This is a genomic window from Burkholderia sp. 572 (assembly GCF_040545135.1).
GTDB classification, from domain to species: Bacteria; Pseudomonadota; Gammaproteobacteria; order Burkholderiales; family Burkholderiaceae; genus Burkholderia; species Burkholderia cepacia.
In genome coordinates, this window is record NZ_JBEPLH010000003.1 from 436,928 (window position 1) to 454,883 (window position 17,956).

The window sequence follows — 17,956 nt, forward strand, 5'->3', positions numbered from 1 at the left end:
AAGGAGATCGGACAATGCAATCCAGACGGACCTTCATGTGCGGATGCCTCGGTACGTTTGCGGCCTGTTCGTTGTTCCCCGGCGTGTCGAACGCCAGGATGATCGACCTGCTGCCGCCGTCCGATCCGGTCGACGGCAAGACGTTCCGCGTGATCTGCATGCATGACGTGCGCGACAACCTGCTCGCGACGTTCTCGTCGTCGACGATGGTCGATCCGTACGCGGTCGATACCGGCACGCTGACGGCCATCTTCTCGTGGCTGCAGACCAACAACTACCACACCGTGACGGTCAGGCAGATCGAAGCGTCACGACACGGCGGCAAGCCGCTGCCGCCGCGCGCGGTGCTGCTCACGTTCGACGACGGCTACAGCAGCCACTACACGAAAGTCCTGCCGCTGCTCGAGCGCTTCAAGTATCCGGCCGTGATGGGCATCGTCACCGCCTGGATCGACGCGCCGCTGGATACGCCGATCAAGATCAGCGACAAGGTCCAGATGCCGCGCGACTACTTCATGACGTGGGACCAGGTGAAGAAGGTCGGCCAGTCGGAATTCGTCGAGCTCGGGTGCCACACGCACAACCTCCATCACGGCGCGGTCGCGAATCCGCAAGGCAACGAACTGCCGGCGACCACGTCGCACCTCTACCTGCAGGATCAGAAACGCTATGAAACCGACGCCGAATTCGAAGCGCGCGTGCACGACGACCTGCAGACATGCGTGCGGCAGATCCGCGAACGCACCGGCATCGTCGCACGCTCGATGGTCTGGCCGTACGGCGCGGAAAACCAGCCCGTGCGCAAGATCTCGACGTCGCTCGGCATGGACATCCAGTTCAGCCTCGATGCCGGCCCGAATACGCCGGACGTGCCGCTCGACCGGTTGCGGCGGATCCTGATGATGTACGACGTCGACATCGGCGGGTTCGAGCGGTCGATGCGCGAGCCGGCCTCCAACCGCGGCGACGTCGACATTCCCGAGCGCGTCGTGCAGGTCGATCTCGACCAGGTCTACGATCCCGACCCGGCGCGCCAGGAAGCGAATCTCGGCAAGCTGATCGAGCGCATCTACCGGATGCAGCCGAAATCGGTGTACCTGCAGGCGTACGCCGACCCGAAGGGCACGGGTGTCGCGGAATCGCTGTATTTCCCGAACCGGCACCTGCCGATGCGCGGCGACCTGTTCTCGCGCGCCGCCTGGCAGCTCAGCACGCGCTCGAACGTGCAGGTGTATGCGTGGATGCCGGTGCTCGCGTTCCGGCCGCGGGCGGACAAGCATCGCGGCCTGGAAGCCGTCAGCGCATACGGCGGCGCGCCGGCGCGCGAGAACGGCTCGCGCGTGTACCGCCTGAGCCCGTTCGACCCCGAAGCGCGGCTGTTCATCGAGCAGATCTACGAGGATCTCGGCAAGTACGCGTCGTTCAGCGGCATCCTGTTCAGCGACGACGCCGTGCTCGACGATTACGAAGACGCCGGCCGGCACGCGCTGAGCACGTACGCGCAATGGGGCCTGCCGGCCGACATCGGCAAGATCCGCGCGACACCCGACCTGATGAAGCGCTGGACGCGGCAGAAAAGCCGCTACCTGATCGACCTGACGCGCCAGCTGGAACAGATCGTGCTCGCGAACCAGAACGCGGGCGACGTGCTGACGGCGCGCAACATCTTCGCGCTGCCGGTGCTGAAGCCGGAATCGGAAGCGTGGTTCGCGCAGAACTACGACGATTTCCTCGCCACCTACGACTTCGTCGCGCTGATGGCGATGCCGTACATGGAGCAGGCGCAGGACCCCGAGCGCTGGATGGACCAGCTCGTCGACGCCGTCCGCGCGAAACAGCTCGGCACCAGGCGCACCGTGTTCGAACTGCAGTCGTACGACTGGCACGCGCGCAAGGACATCGGCGGCACCGCGCTGCTCGCGCAGATGCGGCGCCTGCGCAGCAAGGGCGCGGTGAACTTCGGCTACTACCCGGACAACTTCCTGAACAACCAGCCGGATCTCGACACGATGCGCGACGTGATGTCGCTGAAGTCACGCCTCGATCCGACCTCCATCAACGCGCTGATGCAGATGCAGAAAACACAGGGGACGAAGACGCCATGACCAGCCACAGCATCATCCAGCGCCTGCAGGATTTCGTCTTCTACTACCCGTTCTTCATGTCGTACCTGTGGATGATCGGCGGCGTCGTCCATTACTTCCTCCTCGAGGAAGGGCGCGTGCTGTCGACGCGCACGATCGCGGCGAGCGGGATCCCGAAGATCTCGATCGTCGTGCCGTGCTTCAACGAGGCGGCGAACGCGCAGAGCGTGATCCGGCACCTGAACGCGATGGACTACCCGAACTACGACATCATCGCGGTCAACGACGGCAGCCAGGATCGCACCGGCGAGATCCTCAACGAGCTGGCCGTCGAGATCCCGCGGCTGCTCGTGATCCATCACGCGCGCAACGAAGGCAAGGCGGTCGGGCTCACGACCGCGGCCGCGGTGTCGAACGCGGAATACCTGCTGTGCATCGACGGCGATTCGCTGCTCGCGCACGATGCGATCGGCTGGATGCTCGAGCACTTCCTGACCGACCCGGGCGTCGGCGCCGTGACCGGCAATCCGCGCATCCGCACGCGCACGTCGCTGCTCGGCCGTATGCAGGTCGGCGAATTCTCGTCGATCGTCGGGCTGATCAAGCGCACGCAGCAGGTGTACGGCCGCATTTTCACGGTGTCGGGCGTCGTCACGATGTTCCGCAAGACCGCGCTCGCCGACGTCGGCTACTGGAGCGCGGACATGCTGACCGAGGACATCGACATCAGCTGGAAGCTGCAATGCCGCGACTGGCGCGTCGTATACGAGCCGCACGCGCTCAGCTGGATCCTGATGCCCGAGACGCTGATGGGGCTCTACCGGCAGCGGCTGCGCTGGTCGAAAGGCGGCATCCAGGTGCTGCTGAAATATGCGGGCACGCTCGCGCGGCCGACGCAGATGATGATGTGGCCGCTGTTCGCCGAGTACCTGATCGGCATCGCGTGGGCCTATTCGATGTCGTTCATCCTGCTGCTCGCGCTGGTGGACGTCGTCTATCCGCTGCCGCTGAGCTGGCACGTATCGGTCGTGCCGCACTGGCACGGGATGTTGCTGGTTGCGACCTGCATCCTGCAACTGATCATCGGCAGCATGATCGATCGTCAGTATGACGAAAAACTCCTGATGTACTTCCTGGACACCGTCTGGTACCCCGTTGCTTTCTGGCTGATCAGCATGATCACCACCGTCGTCGCCCTGCCGGCCGTCGTGCTGCGGGGCCGCGGCAAGCGGGCCGTGTGGGTCAGCCCCGACCGAGGCATTCAACATGAAGAACGCGCCGATTATTGACCTCTCCCTGCGCACGCCGCGCGAAATGATCACCGAACGCGGCCGCGTCGCCGGGCTCGCGCAGGTCGTCTGGTTCCGTCTCGTGCGGCCCGCGCTGGTGGGCGCCGTATGGGCGTCGATCTGCATCTATACGTATCGCTACCTGCTGCCGTTCAACCCGGCCGAGATGCCGATCGAACAGATGGTGTTCTACGCGACCAGCATCGCGATCATCGCGGGCGCCATCGTCATGTGGCTGATCGCCGGGCGCGTCGTGCATCCGCTGGCCTTCCGGCTGCGCGTGTCGAAGATGCTGCGGCGTTCGGCCAGCGCAAAGGTGCGCTCGGTGCCGCCGACCGTACTGGCCAGCGCCCGTCGGCGCGGCGCGCGCCGCACGACGCGCATTCTCGTCGCGTCGCACGACGCGAACGGCTCGATTTCAGGCATCGAATGGGTCGCCCACGCGGGGCCGCCGCCCCGCGAGTAGGTCAGCGGAGCCGCGCCGCCGCGCACGGGGCCGCATCGGTGCCGCGCGGCGCCACTCCTGAAGCCGCACTGCCGCGCTGTGCCGGCAGGCCGGCAACCTTTTGCAGTTTTTGCAGACGAGGTGAATCATGTGCGGAATCGTCGGAGCAAGCGGCCTGAACAATCAGGTGCCGCAACTGGTCAATGCGCTGAGCCGGCTCGAGTATCGCGGCTACGATTCGTGCGGCATCGCCGTGCAGGACGACGGCCGCCTGCGCAGCGAGCGCACGCTGCGGCGCGTGACCGACCTGCAGGCCCGCGTGCTGACGCTGGGCCTCGAGGCGCAGACCTGCATCGCGCATACGCGCTGGGCGACACACGGCGCACCGTCGGAAATGAACGCGCATCCGATCATGTCCGGCGACACGATCGCGGTCGTGCACAACGGCATCATCGAGAACCACGACGCGCTGCGCGTGGAGTTGCGCGAGCGCGGCTACACGTTTCGCGGCCAGACCGATACCGAGGTGATCGCGCACCTGATCCACAGCCTCTATCGCGACGACCTGTTCGACGCGGTCGTGCGCGCGGTGAAGCGGCTGCACGGCGCGTACGCGATCGCCGTGCTGTGCGCGCGCGAGCCGCAGCGCCTCGTCGCCGCGCGCGCGGGCTCGCCGCTCGTGATCGGTATCGGGGCCGAACAGAACTACCTCGCGTCGGATTGCGCGGCGCTCGGCGACCTGACCGACCGCTTCGTTTACCTGGAGGACGGCGACGTCGCGCTGATCACGCCGGAGCGCATCGCCGTGGTCGACTCGGGCGGGCACGACGCCCAGCGCCCGCTGTGCCAGGTGAAGGCGCGCGAAGGCGACGCCGCGCTCGGCCCGTACCAGCACTTCATGCAGAAGGAGATCTTCGAGCAGCCGAAGGCGATCGACAACACGCTCGACGGCATCGACACGATCTCGCCGGCGCTGTTCGACGCGACCGACGCCGCGCGCGCGCGACTGTCGAGAGTCAGGAGCGTGCTGCTGCTCGGCTGCGGCACCAGCTACTACGCGGGCCTGACCGCGAAATACTGGCTCGAGTCGATCGCGGGCGTGCCCGCCCAGGTCGAGATCGCCAGCGAATTCCGCTACCGCGACACGGTGGCCGATCCGCGCACGCTCGTCGTCGGCATCTCGCAATCGGGCGAAACCGCCGACACGATCGGCGCGATCGAGCGTGCGCGCGACATGGGCCAGGAACTGTCGATGGCGATCTGCAACGTGGCGACCAGCACGATCGCGCGCAACGCGCCGCTGCGGTTCCTGACACGGGCCGGCATCGAGCTCGGCGTCGCGTCGACCAAGGCGTTCACGACGCAGCTCGTCGCGCTGTTCGTGCTGACGCTGACGCTCGCGCAGCTGCGCGGCCGGCTCGACGCGGCGCAGGTCGCGCTGCACCTGAAGCAGTTGCGCGCGCTGCCCGAGCGCATCGGCCACGCGCTCGCGCTCGAAACGCAGATCATGGGCTGGGCCGCGAAGTTCGCGCGTACCGAAAACGCGCTGTTCCTCGGGCGCGGCATTCATTTTCCGATCGCGCTGGAAGGCGCACTGAAGCTCAAGGAGGTGTCGTACATCCACGCCGAAGGCTACGCGGCCGGCGAACTGAAGCACGGCCCGCTCGCGCTCGTCACGAGCGCGATGCCGGTCGTCACGATCGCGCCGGACGACCGCCTGTTCCAGAAGCTGAAGTCCAACATGGCCGAGGTGCGCGCGCGCGGCGGGCGGCTCTACGTGCTGGCGGGCAGCGCACTCGACATCGACGCCGACCGCGACACGCACCTGATCCGCGTGCGCGAATCGAGCGACCTGCTGTCGCCGATCGTCAACGTGATCCCGCTGCAACTGCTCGCGTATCACGTCGGCTGCGCGCGCGGCGCCGACGTCGACAAGCCGCGCAACCTCGCGAAATCGGTGACCGTCGAATGAGGTGGCGAGCGCGCCCGGCGCAGGCGGTCGCGCGGTGCGTCGCGGCCGCGCTGTGCGGCGCATGCGGCATCGTCACGGCGCCGCCGGCCTTCGCCGCCACGCCGGCCGTGCATACGGTCACCGTACCGGCCGCCCCGTCCCCCCACCCGGCCGCCGATCCGCGCAGCTTCATGCACGGCATCGGCGTGGCCGACGCCGGCAGCGGCAAGCGCTGGGTGTTCTTCAGCAGCTCGGGCATCGTGCCGCGCGGCGCGATGCGCAGCGGCAGCTGGCCGCATGACGTGTACGTCGGCGAATGGCTGCCCGGCGCGGCGCACCTGCTGCACGTCCATACGTTCATCAGCCGCCCCGAGGCGCAGGAACCTGTGTCGATCGCGCAGAACGCGCGCGGCGACATCTTCGTGACGTTCGAGGACGGCTGGAACGCGCCGCAGGAAGTCAGCCAGCGCTACGGCGTGTACCGCCGCGACCTGAAGCCGGTCAAGCCCTACCCGAACGACGTCGAATCGGGCGGCCACTCGGGGCACGTCGCCACGGCTGCCGACCGCTTCGTCGTGTTCTATTCCGCCGACTGGATCGACGGCGGCGGCGTCGACAACCTCGGCACCGGCAACGGTGTCTACGTGAAGACCTACGACGCGGCCGGGCGCGTGCTGAACCACGTCGCGGTCGCGCCGCACCGCCGCGAGTGGTGGCCCGTGGTCGCGGGCTCGCCGCATGCCGCGCTGCTCGTGTGGCAGAAGTTCATCGAAGGCAGCACGGACGCGACGCTCGAATACGCGATGTTCGACCCGGTCACCGCGAGGCTGGACAAGCTGGGGACGCTGAACGACGCGATCCAGTACTACGTTTACGCGTCCGCGTATGTGCCGGAGATCGACCGCTTCATCGTCGTCACGACGACGGCGGACGATCGCGGCATCGCGATGCTGATCGCGCCGGACGGCCGCCGCACGGCGACGCTCGACTGCCTGCCGGCGTCGGTGCGCGAATCCGGCATCGGGGTGTCCGGCACGCATGCGTACGTGCCGATCCGCGACGGGCGGCTGCTGACGCTGGCGCTCGGGCCGGCGGAGATCGCGGTCGGTGGTGTGCAGCGTTCCCCAATTCCGTGGGGCATGACGGGCATCGCCGGTTTCCCGGCGCGCGGCAACGCGATGCATTTCGTGTCGCTGACGCCGTCGGGCACGCGCGAGGCCGATTTCGAACCGGCGCGTGACACGCCGATGCCGAAACGCGAAGCGCCTTGCTCGAGTCATTGAAGCGACGGCGCGCAAGTGGCGCGCGACTCATGCCGGATGGGTGCGGTCAGTCCGCGTTTTCGCGCTCCAATCCGAACCGCGCCATGCAATGCCACACCCATTTGGCCGTCTGATAGTCGAGTGTGCCGTCGCGCGCGCGGCCGAGCACGGCTGGCGTCACGATGCGGTCGACGGCGATGCGTTCGATCGCGCCGGCGGCCACGATCGTCGGATATGGGCAAGCGCCCGCTCTGCCGGGGAGTCCATGCGTGTTGTCCGGTCTCGTTGAATGCCGCCCGGCCGCGCGGCGCCGACGGTATCCTCGCGCCCGCGGCCCGGTGTCGGTTGCGGCTGGCCGCACCCGGTGCGTGACGAAGCACGATACACCGTCGCGCGGAACCGGTCACCCGTCCCGCGCCGCAGTCGCCAGCGCCGCGCGTACCGGATAGACTGTCGCCCGATTCCTTCCATCGGCCGCGGCGCCCGCCTCCTGCCGCCGCCGGAACGCCCCTTCCCGGAGAACGAATGCTGAAGCGCCAGTGGTTTTCGCTCGTGCTGCTGACGGTTTGCCTGCTCGGACAACGCGCGTCGGCCCAGTCCACGCTCGAACTCGACACCGACGGCACGGCCCGCACCCTCACCCGGCAGACGCTGCTCGCACGCCCCGACGCGGTGGACATCCGTGTGCCGCGCGACATCGCGTACGGCCGGCCGATGACGTTCCGCGCGGTGCCGTTCGCCGCGCTGCTCGGCGACACGCCGCTGCCCACCGACGGCGTGCTCGAAACGCGCGCCGCCGACGGCTTCGCCGCGCAACTGCCGCTGGATCTCGTGCGCCGCCGTGCGCCGGCCGGCGCCGTTCCGTGGCTCGCGATCGAGGACCCGGCCCATCCATGGCCGAAGCTGCCCGGCAAGCAGGTCAGTGCGGGGCCGTTCTATCTGGTGTGGCTCGGGCCGGACGCCGCGTCGGTGCGCGGCGAGCAGTGGCCGTACCAGATCGTGCGCGTCACGATCGAATCGTCCCCGCTCGCGCGCTGGCCGTCGCTTGCCGTGGATGCCGCGTTGCCTGCCGACGACCCGGCCCGCGCGGGGCAGCACCTGTTCGTCACGCAATGCCTCGCGTGCCACCGGCTCGACGGCGCGGGCAGCAGCCATGCCGGCCCCGACCTGAACACGCCGATGAACCCGGTCGACTACTTCCAGCCGGCCGCGCTGCGCCGCTACATCCGCAACCCGGCATCGGTGCGTGACTGGCCGGGCCGCGTCATGCCGGCGTTTCCGCCCGACCAGCTGAGCGACCGGGAACTCGAACAGATCGTTGCGTATCTCGCGTATATGGCGCGGCGCAAGGCCGCTCGATAACGCGCGGCCCGACTGCACGAGGAACGTTGATGACTTCAGGCGACACGCTGTTCACCATCGCATCGATCGACGCCGCGCAGACGCACCCGCTCCGGGCAGCGATCCTGCTGAACGGCGACCTGAACGCCTGCGAACTGGCTGGCGACCATGCGCCGACGACGCTGCATGTCGGCGTGCGCGACGACAGGTCGAACATCGTGGCGGTCGCCTCGCTCTGCGAGGAGCCGCGCGATGACGATCCGGCACGGCCCGCGTGGCGGCTTCGCGGAATGGCCGTTCATCCTGCCGTGCGCGGCATGGGCTTCGGGCGCGTGCTGGTGCAGGTATGCATGCGGCATGCGCAAGCGCACGGGGCCGCGCTCGTGTGGTGTACGGCACGCGAAGTGGCGTACCGGTTCTATGAAAAGCTCGGGTTTGCGGCCGATGGTGCATTGGTCACGATGCCGGGGCGCACCGATACTGCGTTTTACGTGATGCGCCGATACATCGATCGGCATTCGCCGGTGGCCTGACGCGAATTTCGTGTTCGCGGCGCCAGGCCGAAACCGGCGCGGCCCGGCGCACACCCTGCCGCCGGGCCGCTGCCGTCACGCTCGGGCTCAGGCCTCTTGCGCGCTCCGCAACACCGCACGCAACAGCACATCCGCCCCCGCCGCCGCCCACTCGGGCGTAATCGCTTCGGCCTCGTTGTGGCTCAGCCCGTCGACGCACGGCACGAAGATCATCCCGGTCGGCGCAACGCGCGCGACATAACACGCGTCATGACCCGCGCCGGACACGATGTCCATGTGCGACAGCCCGAGCGCCCGTGCCGCGTCACGCACCGCGTCGATGCAGCGCGGCGCGAACGGGATCGGCGCATACGTGAAAATCTGCTCGATCTGCGCACCGAGGCCCGTTTCATCGGCCACACGCGCAAGTTCGGCACGCAGCGCCGCGTCCAGTTCGTCGAGCACCGCATCGTCCGGATGACGAAACTCGACCGTGAAGAAGCAGCCGCCCGGCACCGTGTTGCGCGAGTTCGGCCGCGCCTCGATCATCCCGACCGTCGCGCGTGCGTCCGGCGCGTAACGACGGCCGAGCACCTCGATGAACGCGATCATCCGCGCGGCGCCGACCAGCGCATCGCGGCGGACCTCCATCGGCGTCGTGCCCGCGTGCGCGTCGACGCCGGTGAGCGTCACTTCGTACCAGCGCTGCCCCTGCCCGCCCGTCACGACACCGATCGTCTTGCCGGCCCGTTCGAGAATCGGGCCCTGCTCGATATGCAGTTCATACGCCGCGTGCACCGGATAGCCGCCGACGGGCTCCGCGCCTGCGTAGCCGATCCGCGCCAGTTCCTCGCCGATCGTCCTGCCCGCGCCGTCGGTGCGCGACAGCCCGTATTCGAGCGTATAGACACCCGAGAACACGCCGGCCGACACCATCGCCGGCGCAAAACGCGAGCCTTCCTCGTTGGTCCAGATCACGACGTCGATCGGGCGCTCGGTCTCGACGCCCGCGTCGTTCAGCGCGCGCACGACCTCGAGCCCGCCGAGGACGCCGTAGATGCCGTCGTAGCGGCCGCCCGTCGGCTGCGAATCGGCATGCGAGCCCGTCATGACCGGCGCGGCGTCGGGATTGCGCCCCGGGCGGCGCGCGAACACGTTGCCCATCCGGTCCACGCGCACCGTGCAGCCGGCGTCCTGCGCCCATTGCACGAACAGGTCACGCGACTCGCGATCGAGGTCGGTCAGCGCAAGACGGCAGACGCCGCCCTTCGGCGTCGCGCCGATCTGCGCCATCCGCTCGAGCGACGCCCACAGGCGATCGCCGTCGACGCGCGGCGCGCTCGCGTTATCCACGCTGCCGTGATCGTCACGCATCGCCGTTCTCCGGCGCGGATTGCAGTGCGTAACGGAAATCGCAACGCTTGCCGCCCTGCATGATCGTGCTCGTGCGCGTGAGCGCGATGTCCGGCGCATAACCCTGGATGAAATGGCTGTCGCGCGCGCAGCTCAGCAGATGCCCGATCTCGCCGAGCCCCATCGCGTGATACATCTCCGCGTAGCTGCAGCGATGCACGTCGTAGTCATAGTGCGCGTCGTCCGCGCGCCGCACCTCGACGTCGAGCGCATCGTCCTTCTCCCACAGCACCTGCAGCGCGATGAACGACTTCACGCTCGTGCCGCCCGGCTCCTGTGCGGCGAACGTGCGACCGGCCGCGACGGCCGCGCCGCGCACGGCTTCCGCGATCACGGCCTGCGCGCGCTCGGCGCCGAACTCGCGCTTCATGATCTCGTAGATCGGCTTGATGATTTCCGCTTCGATGCGGCGCCGCGCGAGGATCCCGAGGCGCGTGTCCTCGGGTGCGGCGGCGGATGTCTGGGTCGCTTCGGTCATGGGGATCGTCCGGGTCGTTTTATCGATGTGTCGCGCTGTGTCGCGCCGTGTTGTTTACTTGGTCGCGGTGCGCGAGCCGCCGAGCACGTCGACGACGGTCCACTTGCCGCCGCGCACCTGGTAGATCGTGAAGGCCGGGTCCTTCAGGTTGCCTTCGCCGTCGAACGCGATCCGCCCCGTCACGCCGGGCCGGTCGATCGCACGCACCGCCGCGACCAGCTTCGCCGGCTGCGTCGTGCCGGCCTTCTGCGCGGCCGCGATCAGCGTGGCCGCCGCGTCGTACGCGAACGGCGCATGCAGTTCGATCGGCGCACGGAAGCGCGCCTGGTATTGCGTGTCGAATGCCTTGCCGCCCGGCATCCGGTCGAGCGGCAGGCCCGGTTCGAGCGCCGTCACGCCGTCGCCGTCCTTGCCCGCGAGCGACAGGAAGGTCTGGCTCACGAAGCCGCCCGCGCCGAGCAGCGGCGCGTTCACGCCGAGCTGGCGCATCCGGCGCGCGATCGGCGCCGCTTGTGCATCGAGGCCGCCGAAGAACACGAGATCCGCGCGCTTGCCCTTGATCGCGGTCAGCACGCCGCTGAAATCGGTCGTCTTGTCGTTCACGTACTGGCGATCGACGATCGCCCCGCCGTTCGCCTGCACGCCCTTGATGAACTGGTCGGCGAGCCCCGCGCCGAACGACGTGCGATCGTCGATCACCGCGATACGCTTCGCCTTCAGCGTCTTCACCGCATACGCGCCCGTGAAGTTGCCGCCCGCATCGTCGTGACCCATGATGCGGAACGCCGTCGCATAACCCTGCTGCGTGTATTGATGGCCGGTGGACGCCGGCGCGATCTGCGGGATGCCCGCATCTCGGTAGACGCGCGATGCCGGCACGCTGCAGCCCGTGTTCCAGTGGCCGACGACGCCGATCACGTGCTGGTCGACGAGCTGCTGCGCGACCGCGACGGCCGTGCGCGGATCCGATTGATCGTCGGCCGCGACGAGCTTGTAGACGACCGGCTTGCCGCCGATGGTCGGATGCTTCGCGTTCGCATCGTCGATCGCGAGTTGCGCGCCGTTCTGCAGGTCCTTGCCGATCCGCGCGGACGGGCCGGTGAGCGGCGCGGCGAGACCGATCAGGACCGTCTGCGGCGCGGATTGCGCGAAGGCGGGAACCGAGGCGACCAGAGCGGCCGCCGAGAATGCGAGGCTGGCGTGGAGGAAAGCGATTTTCATGTGCGGGGATCGGTGGATCGAATCAAAACATGAAAAATATTAAATATTGAGCACCCAAACCCCAAATATCCAATTGTTGGATGCTTATACCGCTGGCGACACATTAACCTATATCACTGTAAATGAAGGATATTTTTGTGTTGTCGCTTACCCTGATTTTTCGATAAAATTCGACACATGAAAAATATCGAACAATTGCCGCACGATCCACCGCTGCGCGCGGTGCGTGCGTTCGAAGCCTTCGCGCGCCTCGGGTCGGTGACCGCCGCCGCGGGCGAGCTCGACATCACGCCGTCGGCGGTCAGCCATCAGCTGCAGCTGCTCGAGGCGTTCATCCAGACGCCGCTGACGGTGCGCGAGGGCCGGCTGCTCGCGCTCACCGACGAAGGCCGCGATTACTACCGCTCGATCAGCGCCGCGTTCTCGGTGCTGCGCAGCGCGACGCGCTTCGTGCGCGACCGCTCGTCGCTGCGGCAGATCACCGTCAGCCTGATTCCGTTGCTCGGCATCGGCTGGTTCATTCCGCGGCTGCATGCGTTCCTGGCCGACAACACGGACGTCGACGTCACCGTGTTGTACGCGCATCACCGCAACTACCGCAGCGATGCATCGGACCTGTCGATCCGCTTCGGCACCGGCGACTGGCCCGGCTATCGCTGCGAACGCCTGCTGCCGGGCGCGATGGTGCCGATGTGCAGCCCGTCGTTCCTGAAGCGCCACGGGCCGTTCCGCACGCCGGCCGATCTCGCGCGCGCGCCGCTCGTGCACGACGAGGATCGCAGCACGTGGGTCAACTGGCTGCAGGGCGCCGGGGTGCGGCATGTGTCGCACGCGGTGGGGCCGATGTTCGAGGACGGCCAGTTGACGCTGAGCGCCGCGCGCGCGGATCTCGGCGCGGCATTGCTGCGCGCGCCGCTGGTCGAACGCGAACTGGCGAATGGCGCGCTCGTGAAACTGTTCGATCACGCGCTCGACGACGGGCGCGATTACTACCTGTGCACGCGCGAGGACGCTGACATGCCGGACGGGGCGCGGCGGCTGGCGGAGTGGTTGAGGAAGATGGCGGGGATTTGAGCGGGGTACGCTGCGCCGATTCGCTTGCTACCGTCTTGCGGCCGAAAGATCTGGTATATATGATATGCATATCATATATCGGAGGCTATCATGAGCCGAATTCTGGTCGATCTGTCGGACGGCCAACTCGACGAGTTGGCCGTCATCGTCGAGACTCAACATCGTCCCCGCGCCGCAATCATCCGCGACGCGATCGATGCCTATATTGCCTTGCACAAGCACCGGCTTGCCGACGACGTCTTCGGTCTCTGGAAAGATCGCAAGGTCGACGGGCTCACTTATCAGGAAGAACTGCGCTCGGAATGGTAAAAGCTCTCTTCGATACCAACATCCTGATCGACTATCTGGGCGGCGTGGAATCCGCTCGTGCGGAACTGGGCCGCTACGACTATCGGGCGATCAGCACGATCTCGTGGATGGAGGTCCTGGTCGGCACGTCCGCACAGGACGAGGCACCCATCCGCGCGTGGCTGTCGTCGTTCGATGTCATCGCACTGGACAGCCCGGTTGCGAATCGTGCCGTGACAATCCGCAAGGAACGCCGCATACGCCTTCCCGATGCAATCGTCTGGGCATCGGCACAAGTGAACGGTCTACTGCTCGTGTCGCGCAACACGAAGGACTTCCCTGCCACCGAACCCGGCGTTCGCGTGCCCTACAAGCTCTGAGTCAGCGCCAAGTCACCTCCGAGTCCGAGCCCGTTGTATGCGCCGGAACTCGGCCCTCCCGCAGCACCTGATACGAACGCGCGAGACGACCATCCTGCGCACGCAATGTGCCAGCTACTCGCGCCGGCACGTCACGCCAAACTGCCCCGCTGTCAACCCGCATTCATCGGCTATCCGCCCACCGCCTCACAAGCCCCGCCCAATCAAGGGCCGGAAGCAGATAGAAATTCCCGATGCCCCGGATTGAAACAAGCAATTTCACAAGCTCAGGGTGAACCCGGATACTGGCAACACTCCACTCACCACTGAAGCAAAGGAACTCACCAGATGCCGATCATCAACACCCAAATCAAGCCGTTCAAGGCAACCGCTTACCACAACGGCGACTTCGTGCCCGTCTCGGAAGAGAACTTCAAGGGCAAGTGGTCCGTCGTCGTGTTCTACCCGGCCGACTTCACGTTCGTCTGCCCGACCGAGCTGGGCGACCTCGCCGACCGTTACGCGGAATTCCAGAAGCTGGGTGTCGAAATCTACGGCGTGTCGACCGACACGCACTTCACGCACAAGGCATGGCACGACACGTCGGACACGATCGGCAAGATCAAGTACCCGATGATCGGCGACCCGACGCTCACGCTGTCGCGCAACTTCGACGTGCTGATCGAGGAAGAAGGGATGGCACTGCGCGGCACGTTCGTGATCAACCCGGAAGGCGAGATCAAGCTGTGCGAAATCCACGACAACGGCATCGGCCGCGACGCAGGCGAACTGCTGCGCAAGGTGCAGGCTGCGCAATACATCGCGGCGCACCCGGGTGAAGTGTGCCCGGCCAAGTGGACGCCGGGCGCGGAAACGCTGACCCCGTCGCTCGACCTGATCGGCAAGATCTGACGATCGCTCCGCGCGCCTCGCACGAGGCGCGCGAGACACACGAAGACGGGCCGCCGCATGCGGCCCGCGCCCTCCTCCGGCACGACGTGCCCGACCAGAATCATCAATACGGAATCCGAAACGCCATGCTCGACGCCAATCTCAAGAACCAACTGAAAGCGTACCTCGAAAAAATCACGCGCCCGATCGAACTCGTCGCTTCGCTCGACGACGGCGCGAAATCGCAGGAACTGCTGGCGCTGCTGAACGAGATTGCGTCGCTGACGGATCGCGTGACCGTGACCGAACGCCGCGACGACGCCGAGCGCAAGCCGTCGTTCTCGATCGGCGAGCCCGGCAAGCCGGCCGGCATCCGCTTCGCCGGCATCCCGATGGGCCATGAATTCACGTCGCTCGTGCTCGCGCTGCTGCAGACCGGCGGCCACCCGATCAAGCTCGACGACGACGTGGTCGAACAGATCCGCGCGCTCGACGGCGACTACGCGTTCGAAACGTATTTCTCGCTGTCGTGCCAGAACTGCCCGGAAGTCGTGCAGGCGCTGAACGTGATGTCGCTGATCAACCCGCGCATCCGCCACGTCGCGATCGACGGCGCGCTGTTCCAGGATGAAGTCGAGTCGCGCCAGATCATGGCCGTGCCGACGATGTTCCTGAACGGCGCCTCGTTCGGCCAGGGCCGCAGCAGCGTGAAGGAAATCCTCGCGAAACTCGATACGGGCGCCAGCGCACGTGCCGCGAAGTCGCTCGAGAACAAGCCGGTGTTCGATACGCTGATCGTCGGCGGCGGCCCGGCGGGCGCGGCAGCCGCCATCTACTCGGCACGCAAGGGCATTGCGACGGGCGTCGTCGCCGAGCGTTTCGGCGGCCAGGTGCTCGACACGATGGCAATCGAAAACTTCGTGTCGGTGCAGGAAACCGAAGGGCCGAAGTTCGCGACCGCGCTCGAGCAGCACGTGAAGCAGTACGACGTCGACATCATGGACGTGCAGCGTGCCGATGCGCTGATTCCGGGCGACGTGCACCAGATCCGCCTCGCGAACGGCGCGGTGCTGAAGGCGAAGACGATCGTCCTCGCGACCGGCGCGCGCTGGCGCGAAATCAATGTGCCCGGCGAGCGCGAATACCGCAACCGTGGTGTCGCGTACTGCCCTCACTGCGACGGCCCGCTGTTCAAGGGCAAGCGCGTCGCGGTGGTCGGCGGCGGCAACTCGGGCGTCGAGGCCGCGATCGACCTCGCCGGTATCGTGAAGGCCGTCACGCTGATCGAATACGGCGCGCAACTGCGCGCGGACGAAGTGCTGCAGCGCAAGCTGCGCAGCCTGCCGAACGTCACGATCGTCACGCAGGCGCAAACGATCGAGCTGACCGGCGACGGCAGCAAGCTGAACGGCCTCGTCTACAAGGATCTGCGCTCGGGCGACACGCAGCGCATCGATCTGGAAGGCGTGTTCGTGCAGATCGGCCTCGTGCCGAACACCGAATGGCTGAAAGGTACGGTCGAACTGTCGAAGCACGGCGAGATCGTCGTCGATGCGCGCGGCGCGACGTCGGTGCCGGGCGTGTTCGCGGCCGGCGACGTGACGACGGTGCCGTTCAAGCAGATCGTGATCGCGGTGGGTGAAGGCGCGAAGGCATCGCTCGGCGCGTTCGACCACCTGATCCGGCAGGACGTTGCACCGGTTGCCGCCGCGCAACCGCAGGCCGAGGAAGCGATCGCCGCGTAACGCGCGTCGCACATCGGCACAACAGTTTGTCTCTCTTGGCCCCGCATGCTTTGGTCGGCGTGCGGGGCCCTTTTTATTCCAGGTGCGATCGCGGTTACTTGGTCGTGGTCGGGGCGTCGTTCATCGGCGCCGGTGACGGCGGCTTGACACTGCTCGACTGCCTGACCAGTTGCTCGGTCATCGCAGCGGCAACCGGATTCGCGCCCGACGACGAACCGCCCTGCCGGTACGACCCGGCGCTCGACGATATCGATGATGTCGACGACATCGACGACGCCGGCGGCGGCGGCAACGACGGATCGAGCTTCGCCGACTCCCTCACGAGCGCGGCCGTCTCCGGCGTTTCGGATTTCGTTGCGGAAGGCGCGGCGGCCGCGTGGCGTTCGAGACCGTCGCGCTTGCGCGGCGCGCGTTGCGTGACCTGCGCGGGGGCAACCGCCCGCGCAGGTTTCGCAGCCGGCGCTGCGGCCGGCGGGGTCGAATCCTGCGCATCGACGGTCACGACGTTGACCTTCGGCGGCGGCGCGCTCGGCTGCGCTTTCTCGCTGACGACAGGAACGGCGGGGACGGATGCGGGTGCGGCACTGACACGCGCGGGTGCAGGTGCGGGTGCGGGCGTCGCCGGGGCGGGTGGCTGCGGGGAAACGGCTGCCTGCTTCGATGCGGTATCGGCCCGGGCCGCCGGGGCCGGCGGCGCGATGGCGCCCTGCACCGCGTGATCGTTGTTCGCGGGTGCCACGGCCGCCGGTGCGGCCGAATCGCCGATGCCGGCGTCTTCGATCGCACGGTGGTCCGCGCGCAGGAGCATCACGTAGGCAGTGCCGGCCGCGGCTACCAGGAGCCCACCGGCGATCATCAAGGTCTTGCGGGTACTCGTCATGCTTGCTCACCGATCATGTCGACGTGAACAAGCCATCATACGCGGCGATCGGCCGCCGATCCCGCATGAATACATTTGGTTGCATTGTGCCGGCAGCAGGTCGTCACGATGTTCGTCAGACGTATCGCCACCCCGCTCCGGCACGGCCGGAACGCCGCCCTTACTCCGGAAACGGCAATTCGGTCTGCCCGTCCGCACGCATGCCGAACGTGTTCAGCGTCATCGCGACGAGCGCGTAGTAGCCGAGCAATGCAACGAGATTCACGACGGTTTCGTGGCCGAAGCGTGCTTGCGCCCGCGCGAATGTCGCGTCGCTCACGCGCCGCGTGTCGTACAACTCGCTCGCGAACGCGTGGATCAGCGCATCGTCGTCCGATTCGAATGCGGGCGCGACGCCGAGTCGAATGGCGTCGGCCGTCGCGGCCGGCAACCCCGCTTCGAGCGCGATCGGATGGTGGATGTGCCACTCGGCCTGCGAGCGCCAGCGCGCGGCCGTCACGAGAATCGCGAGTTCCGACAACCGCAGCGGCAGGCCCGTGCGATAGCGGCAGAATGCGCCGAGCTTCTGCGCGTGCTGGGCCAGCTCGGGGCTCGCGATCCAGCCGAGAAACGGCCCGTTCAGGTTGCCGCGCGGGCCGCTGAGGATGTCGGCCAGCACGGCCTTCTGTGCGTCGGTGGCCGACGCGGGATCGAACGGCGGTAGTCTGTCTGTCATGGTCATGT

18 protein-coding genes are annotated in these 17,956 nt (G+C 67.3%); 12 read left to right on the forward strand and 6 right to left on the reverse strand.

The features are described 5' to 3' along the window. Positions 1 to 14 precede the first annotated feature (14 nt). The 5 genes from pgaB (at position 15) to ABIC51_RS08160 (ending at position 7,052) form a co-directional block, all read left to right on the forward strand. Positions 15 to 2,105 carry a poly-beta-1,6-N-acetyl-D-glucosamine N-deacetylase PgaB gene (gene pgaB / locus ABIC51_RS08140; RefSeq protein ID WP_027791298.1) on the forward strand — a complete coding sequence of 697 codons (2,091 nt, stop codon included), beginning with the start codon at positions 15 to 17 and terminating at the stop codon, positions 2,103 to 2,105. Further along, a complete protein-coding gene (gene pgaC / locus ABIC51_RS08145; protein ID WP_175898037.1) occupies positions 2,102 to 3,373 on the forward strand; it encodes a poly-beta-1,6-N-acetyl-D-glucosamine synthase in 1,272 nt (423 codons plus the stop codon). Before pgaB ends, pgaC begins: the two co-directional genes overlap by 4 nt. Then, positions 3,351 to 3,839: a hypothetical protein gene (locus tag ABIC51_RS08150; protein WP_027791296.1), complete on the forward strand. Its 489-nt coding sequence runs from the start codon at positions 3,351 to 3,353 to the stop codon at positions 3,837 to 3,839. Before pgaC ends, ABIC51_RS08150 begins: the two co-directional genes overlap by 23 nt. Positions 3,840 to 3,966: 127 nt before the next feature. Next, complete coding sequence (gene glmS / locus ABIC51_RS08155; protein ID WP_060315198.1) at positions 3,967 to 5,790, forward strand: glutamine--fructose-6-phosphate transaminase (isomerizing); 1,824 nt, start codon at positions 3,967 to 3,969, stop codon at positions 5,788 to 5,790. Further along, positions 5,787 to 7,052 (forward strand): hypothetical protein, encoded by a 1,266-nt coding sequence (locus ABIC51_RS08160; RefSeq protein ID WP_175898038.1) that lies wholly within the window; start codon positions 5,787 to 5,789, stop codon positions 7,050 to 7,052. Before glmS ends, ABIC51_RS08160 begins: the two co-directional genes overlap by 4 nt. Before the next feature lie 46 nt (positions 7,053 to 7,098). On the opposite strand, the gene ABIC51_RS08165 is transcribed toward ABIC51_RS08160, so the two are convergent. Then, positions 7,099 to 7,254, reverse strand: a complete 156-nt coding sequence (locus ABIC51_RS08165; RefSeq protein ID WP_155637429.1) for a hypothetical protein — start codon at positions 7,252 to 7,254, stop codon at positions 7,099 to 7,101. Between the two features lie 302 nt (positions 7,255 to 7,556). Between ABIC51_RS08165 and ABIC51_RS08170 the strand changes: the two genes are divergently transcribed. Together ABIC51_RS08170 and ABIC51_RS08175 are read left to right on the forward strand one after the other, a co-directional pair. Next, positions 7,557 to 8,393: a c-type cytochrome gene (locus ABIC51_RS08170; RefSeq protein ID WP_175898039.1), complete on the forward strand. Its 837-nt coding sequence runs from the start codon at positions 7,557 to 7,559 to the stop codon at positions 8,391 to 8,393. Between the two features lie 29 nt (positions 8,394 to 8,422). Continuing rightward, positions 8,423 to 8,905 carry a GNAT family N-acetyltransferase gene (locus ABIC51_RS08175; RefSeq protein ID WP_060207576.1) on the forward strand — a complete coding sequence of 161 codons (483 nt, stop codon included), beginning with the start codon at positions 8,423 to 8,425 and terminating at the stop codon, positions 8,903 to 8,905. Between the two features lie 87 nt (positions 8,906 to 8,992). Here the strand turns inward: ABIC51_RS08175 and ABIC51_RS08180 are convergent, their stop codons facing one another. From ABIC51_RS08180 to ABIC51_RS08190, 3 genes are read right to left on the reverse strand one after another with little or no spacing between them, the layout of a single operon-like run. Further along, complete coding sequence (locus ABIC51_RS08180) at positions 8,993 to 10,258, reverse strand: Zn-dependent hydrolase (RefSeq protein WP_175898040.1); 1,266 nt, start codon at positions 10,256 to 10,258, stop codon at positions 8,993 to 8,995. Continuing rightward, entirely contained in the window at positions 10,251 to 10,775 is a 525-nt protein-coding gene (locus tag ABIC51_RS08185; RefSeq protein WP_059696508.1) for an L-2-amino-thiazoline-4-carboxylic acid hydrolase, read from the reverse strand. Before ABIC51_RS08185 ends, ABIC51_RS08180 begins: the two co-directional genes overlap by 8 nt. Positions 10,776 to 10,829: 54 nt before the next feature. Continuing rightward, a complete protein-coding gene (locus tag ABIC51_RS08190) occupies positions 10,830 to 11,996 on the reverse strand; it encodes a branched-chain amino acid ABC transporter substrate-binding protein (RefSeq protein ID WP_027791290.1) in 1,167 nt (388 codons plus the stop codon). Positions 11,997 to 12,173: 177 nt separating this feature from the next. On the opposite strand from ABIC51_RS08190, the gene ABIC51_RS08195 reads away from it, so the two are divergent. The 5 genes from ABIC51_RS08195 to ahpF all read left to right on the forward strand — a co-directional run bounded on the left by ABIC51_RS08195 (position 12,174) and on the right by ahpF (position 16,353). Further along, positions 12,174 to 13,070 (forward strand): LysR substrate-binding domain-containing protein, encoded by an 897-nt coding sequence (locus ABIC51_RS08195; RefSeq protein WP_027791289.1) that lies wholly within the window; start codon positions 12,174 to 12,176, stop codon positions 13,068 to 13,070. Between the two features lie 90 nt (positions 13,071 to 13,160). Beyond that, positions 13,161 to 13,379 (forward strand): hypothetical protein, encoded by a 219-nt coding sequence (locus ABIC51_RS08200; protein ID WP_021160898.1) that lies wholly within the window; start codon positions 13,161 to 13,163, stop codon positions 13,377 to 13,379. Continuing rightward, positions 13,373 to 13,738 (forward strand): type II toxin-antitoxin system VapC family toxin, encoded by a 366-nt coding sequence (locus tag ABIC51_RS08205; RefSeq protein WP_021160897.1) that lies wholly within the window; start codon positions 13,373 to 13,375, stop codon positions 13,736 to 13,738. The genes ABIC51_RS08200 and ABIC51_RS08205 overlap by 7 nt, the downstream gene beginning before the upstream one ends. Positions 13,739 to 14,065: 327 nt before the next feature. Further along, a complete protein-coding gene (ahpC, locus tag ABIC51_RS08210; RefSeq protein ID WP_006488685.1) occupies positions 14,066 to 14,629 on the forward strand; it encodes an alkyl hydroperoxide reductase subunit C in 564 nt (187 codons plus the stop codon). A 125-nt stretch (positions 14,630 to 14,754) separates the two neighbouring features. Beyond that, positions 14,755 to 16,353 (forward strand): alkyl hydroperoxide reductase subunit F, encoded by a 1,599-nt coding sequence (ahpF, locus tag ABIC51_RS08215; protein WP_175898041.1) that lies wholly within the window; start codon positions 14,755 to 14,757, stop codon positions 16,351 to 16,353. A 94-nt stretch (positions 16,354 to 16,447) separates the two neighbouring features. Here the strand turns inward: ahpF and ABIC51_RS08220 are convergent, their stop codons facing one another. Then, positions 16,448 to 17,233, reverse strand: coding sequence for an extensin (locus ABIC51_RS08220; protein WP_226128901.1), 786 nt, complete (start codon positions 17,231 to 17,233; stop codon positions 16,448 to 16,450). A 160-nt stretch (positions 17,234 to 17,393) separates the two neighbouring features. Beyond that, the gene (locus ABIC51_RS08225) at positions 17,394 to 17,948 is read right to left on the reverse strand and encodes a carboxymuconolactone decarboxylase family protein (RefSeq protein WP_027791286.1); all 555 of its coding nucleotides are present in this window, start codon (positions 17,946 to 17,948) and stop codon (positions 17,394 to 17,396) included. Positions 17,949 to 17,956 lie beyond the last annotated feature (8 nt).

What these genes read in the sequence shown, in the direction of transcription:
- pgaB (WP_027791298.1), top strand. Translation starts at nt 15, where the DNA reads ATGCAATCCAGACGGACCTTCATGTGCGGATGCCTCGGTACGTTTGCG.
- pgaC (WP_175898037.1), top strand. Translation starts at nt 2,102, where the DNA reads ATGACCAGCCACAGCATCATCCAGCGCCTGCAGGATTTCGTCTTCTAC.
- ABIC51_RS08150 (WP_027791296.1), top strand. Translation starts at nt 3,351, where the DNA reads ATGAAGAACGCGCCGATTATTGACCTCTCCCTGCGCACGCCGCGCGAA.
- glmS (WP_060315198.1), top strand. Translation starts at nt 3,967, where the DNA reads ATGTGCGGAATCGTCGGAGCAAGCGGCCTGAACAATCAGGTGCCGCAA.
- ABIC51_RS08160 (WP_175898038.1), top strand. Translation starts at nt 5,787, where the DNA reads ATGAGGTGGCGAGCGCGCCCGGCGCAGGCGGTCGCGCGGTGCGTCGCG.
- ABIC51_RS08170 (WP_175898039.1), top strand. Translation starts at nt 7,557, where the DNA reads ATGCTGAAGCGCCAGTGGTTTTCGCTCGTGCTGCTGACGGTTTGCCTG.
- ABIC51_RS08175 (WP_060207576.1), top strand. Translation starts at nt 8,423, where the DNA reads ATGACTTCAGGCGACACGCTGTTCACCATCGCATCGATCGACGCCGCG.
- ABIC51_RS08180 (WP_175898040.1), bottom strand. Translation starts at nt 10,258, where the DNA reads ATGCGTGACGATCACGGCAGCGTGGATAACGCGAGCGCGCCGCGCGTC.
- ABIC51_RS08185 (WP_059696508.1), bottom strand. Translation starts at nt 10,775, where the DNA reads ATGACCGAAGCGACCCAGACATCCGCCGCCGCACCCGAGGACACGCGC.
- ABIC51_RS08190 (WP_027791290.1), bottom strand. Translation starts at nt 11,996, where the DNA reads ATGAAAATCGCTTTCCTCCACGCCAGCCTCGCATTCTCGGCGGCCGCT.
- ABIC51_RS08195 (WP_027791289.1), top strand. Translation starts at nt 12,174, where the DNA reads ATGAAAAATATCGAACAATTGCCGCACGATCCACCGCTGCGCGCGGTG.
- ABIC51_RS08200 (WP_021160898.1), top strand. Translation starts at nt 13,161, where the DNA reads ATGAGCCGAATTCTGGTCGATCTGTCGGACGGCCAACTCGACGAGTTG.
- ABIC51_RS08205 (WP_021160897.1), top strand. Translation starts at nt 13,373, where the DNA reads ATGGTAAAAGCTCTCTTCGATACCAACATCCTGATCGACTATCTGGGC.
- ahpC (WP_006488685.1), top strand. Translation starts at nt 14,066, where the DNA reads ATGCCGATCATCAACACCCAAATCAAGCCGTTCAAGGCAACCGCTTAC.
- ahpF (WP_175898041.1), top strand. Translation starts at nt 14,755, where the DNA reads ATGCTCGACGCCAATCTCAAGAACCAACTGAAAGCGTACCTCGAAAAA.
- ABIC51_RS08220 (WP_226128901.1), bottom strand. Translation starts at nt 17,233, where the DNA reads ATGACGAGTACCCGCAAGACCTTGATGATCGCCGGTGGGCTCCTGGTA.
- ABIC51_RS08225 (WP_027791286.1), bottom strand. Translation starts at nt 17,948, where the DNA reads ATGACAGACAGACTACCGCCGTTCGATCCCGCGTCGGCCACCGACGCA.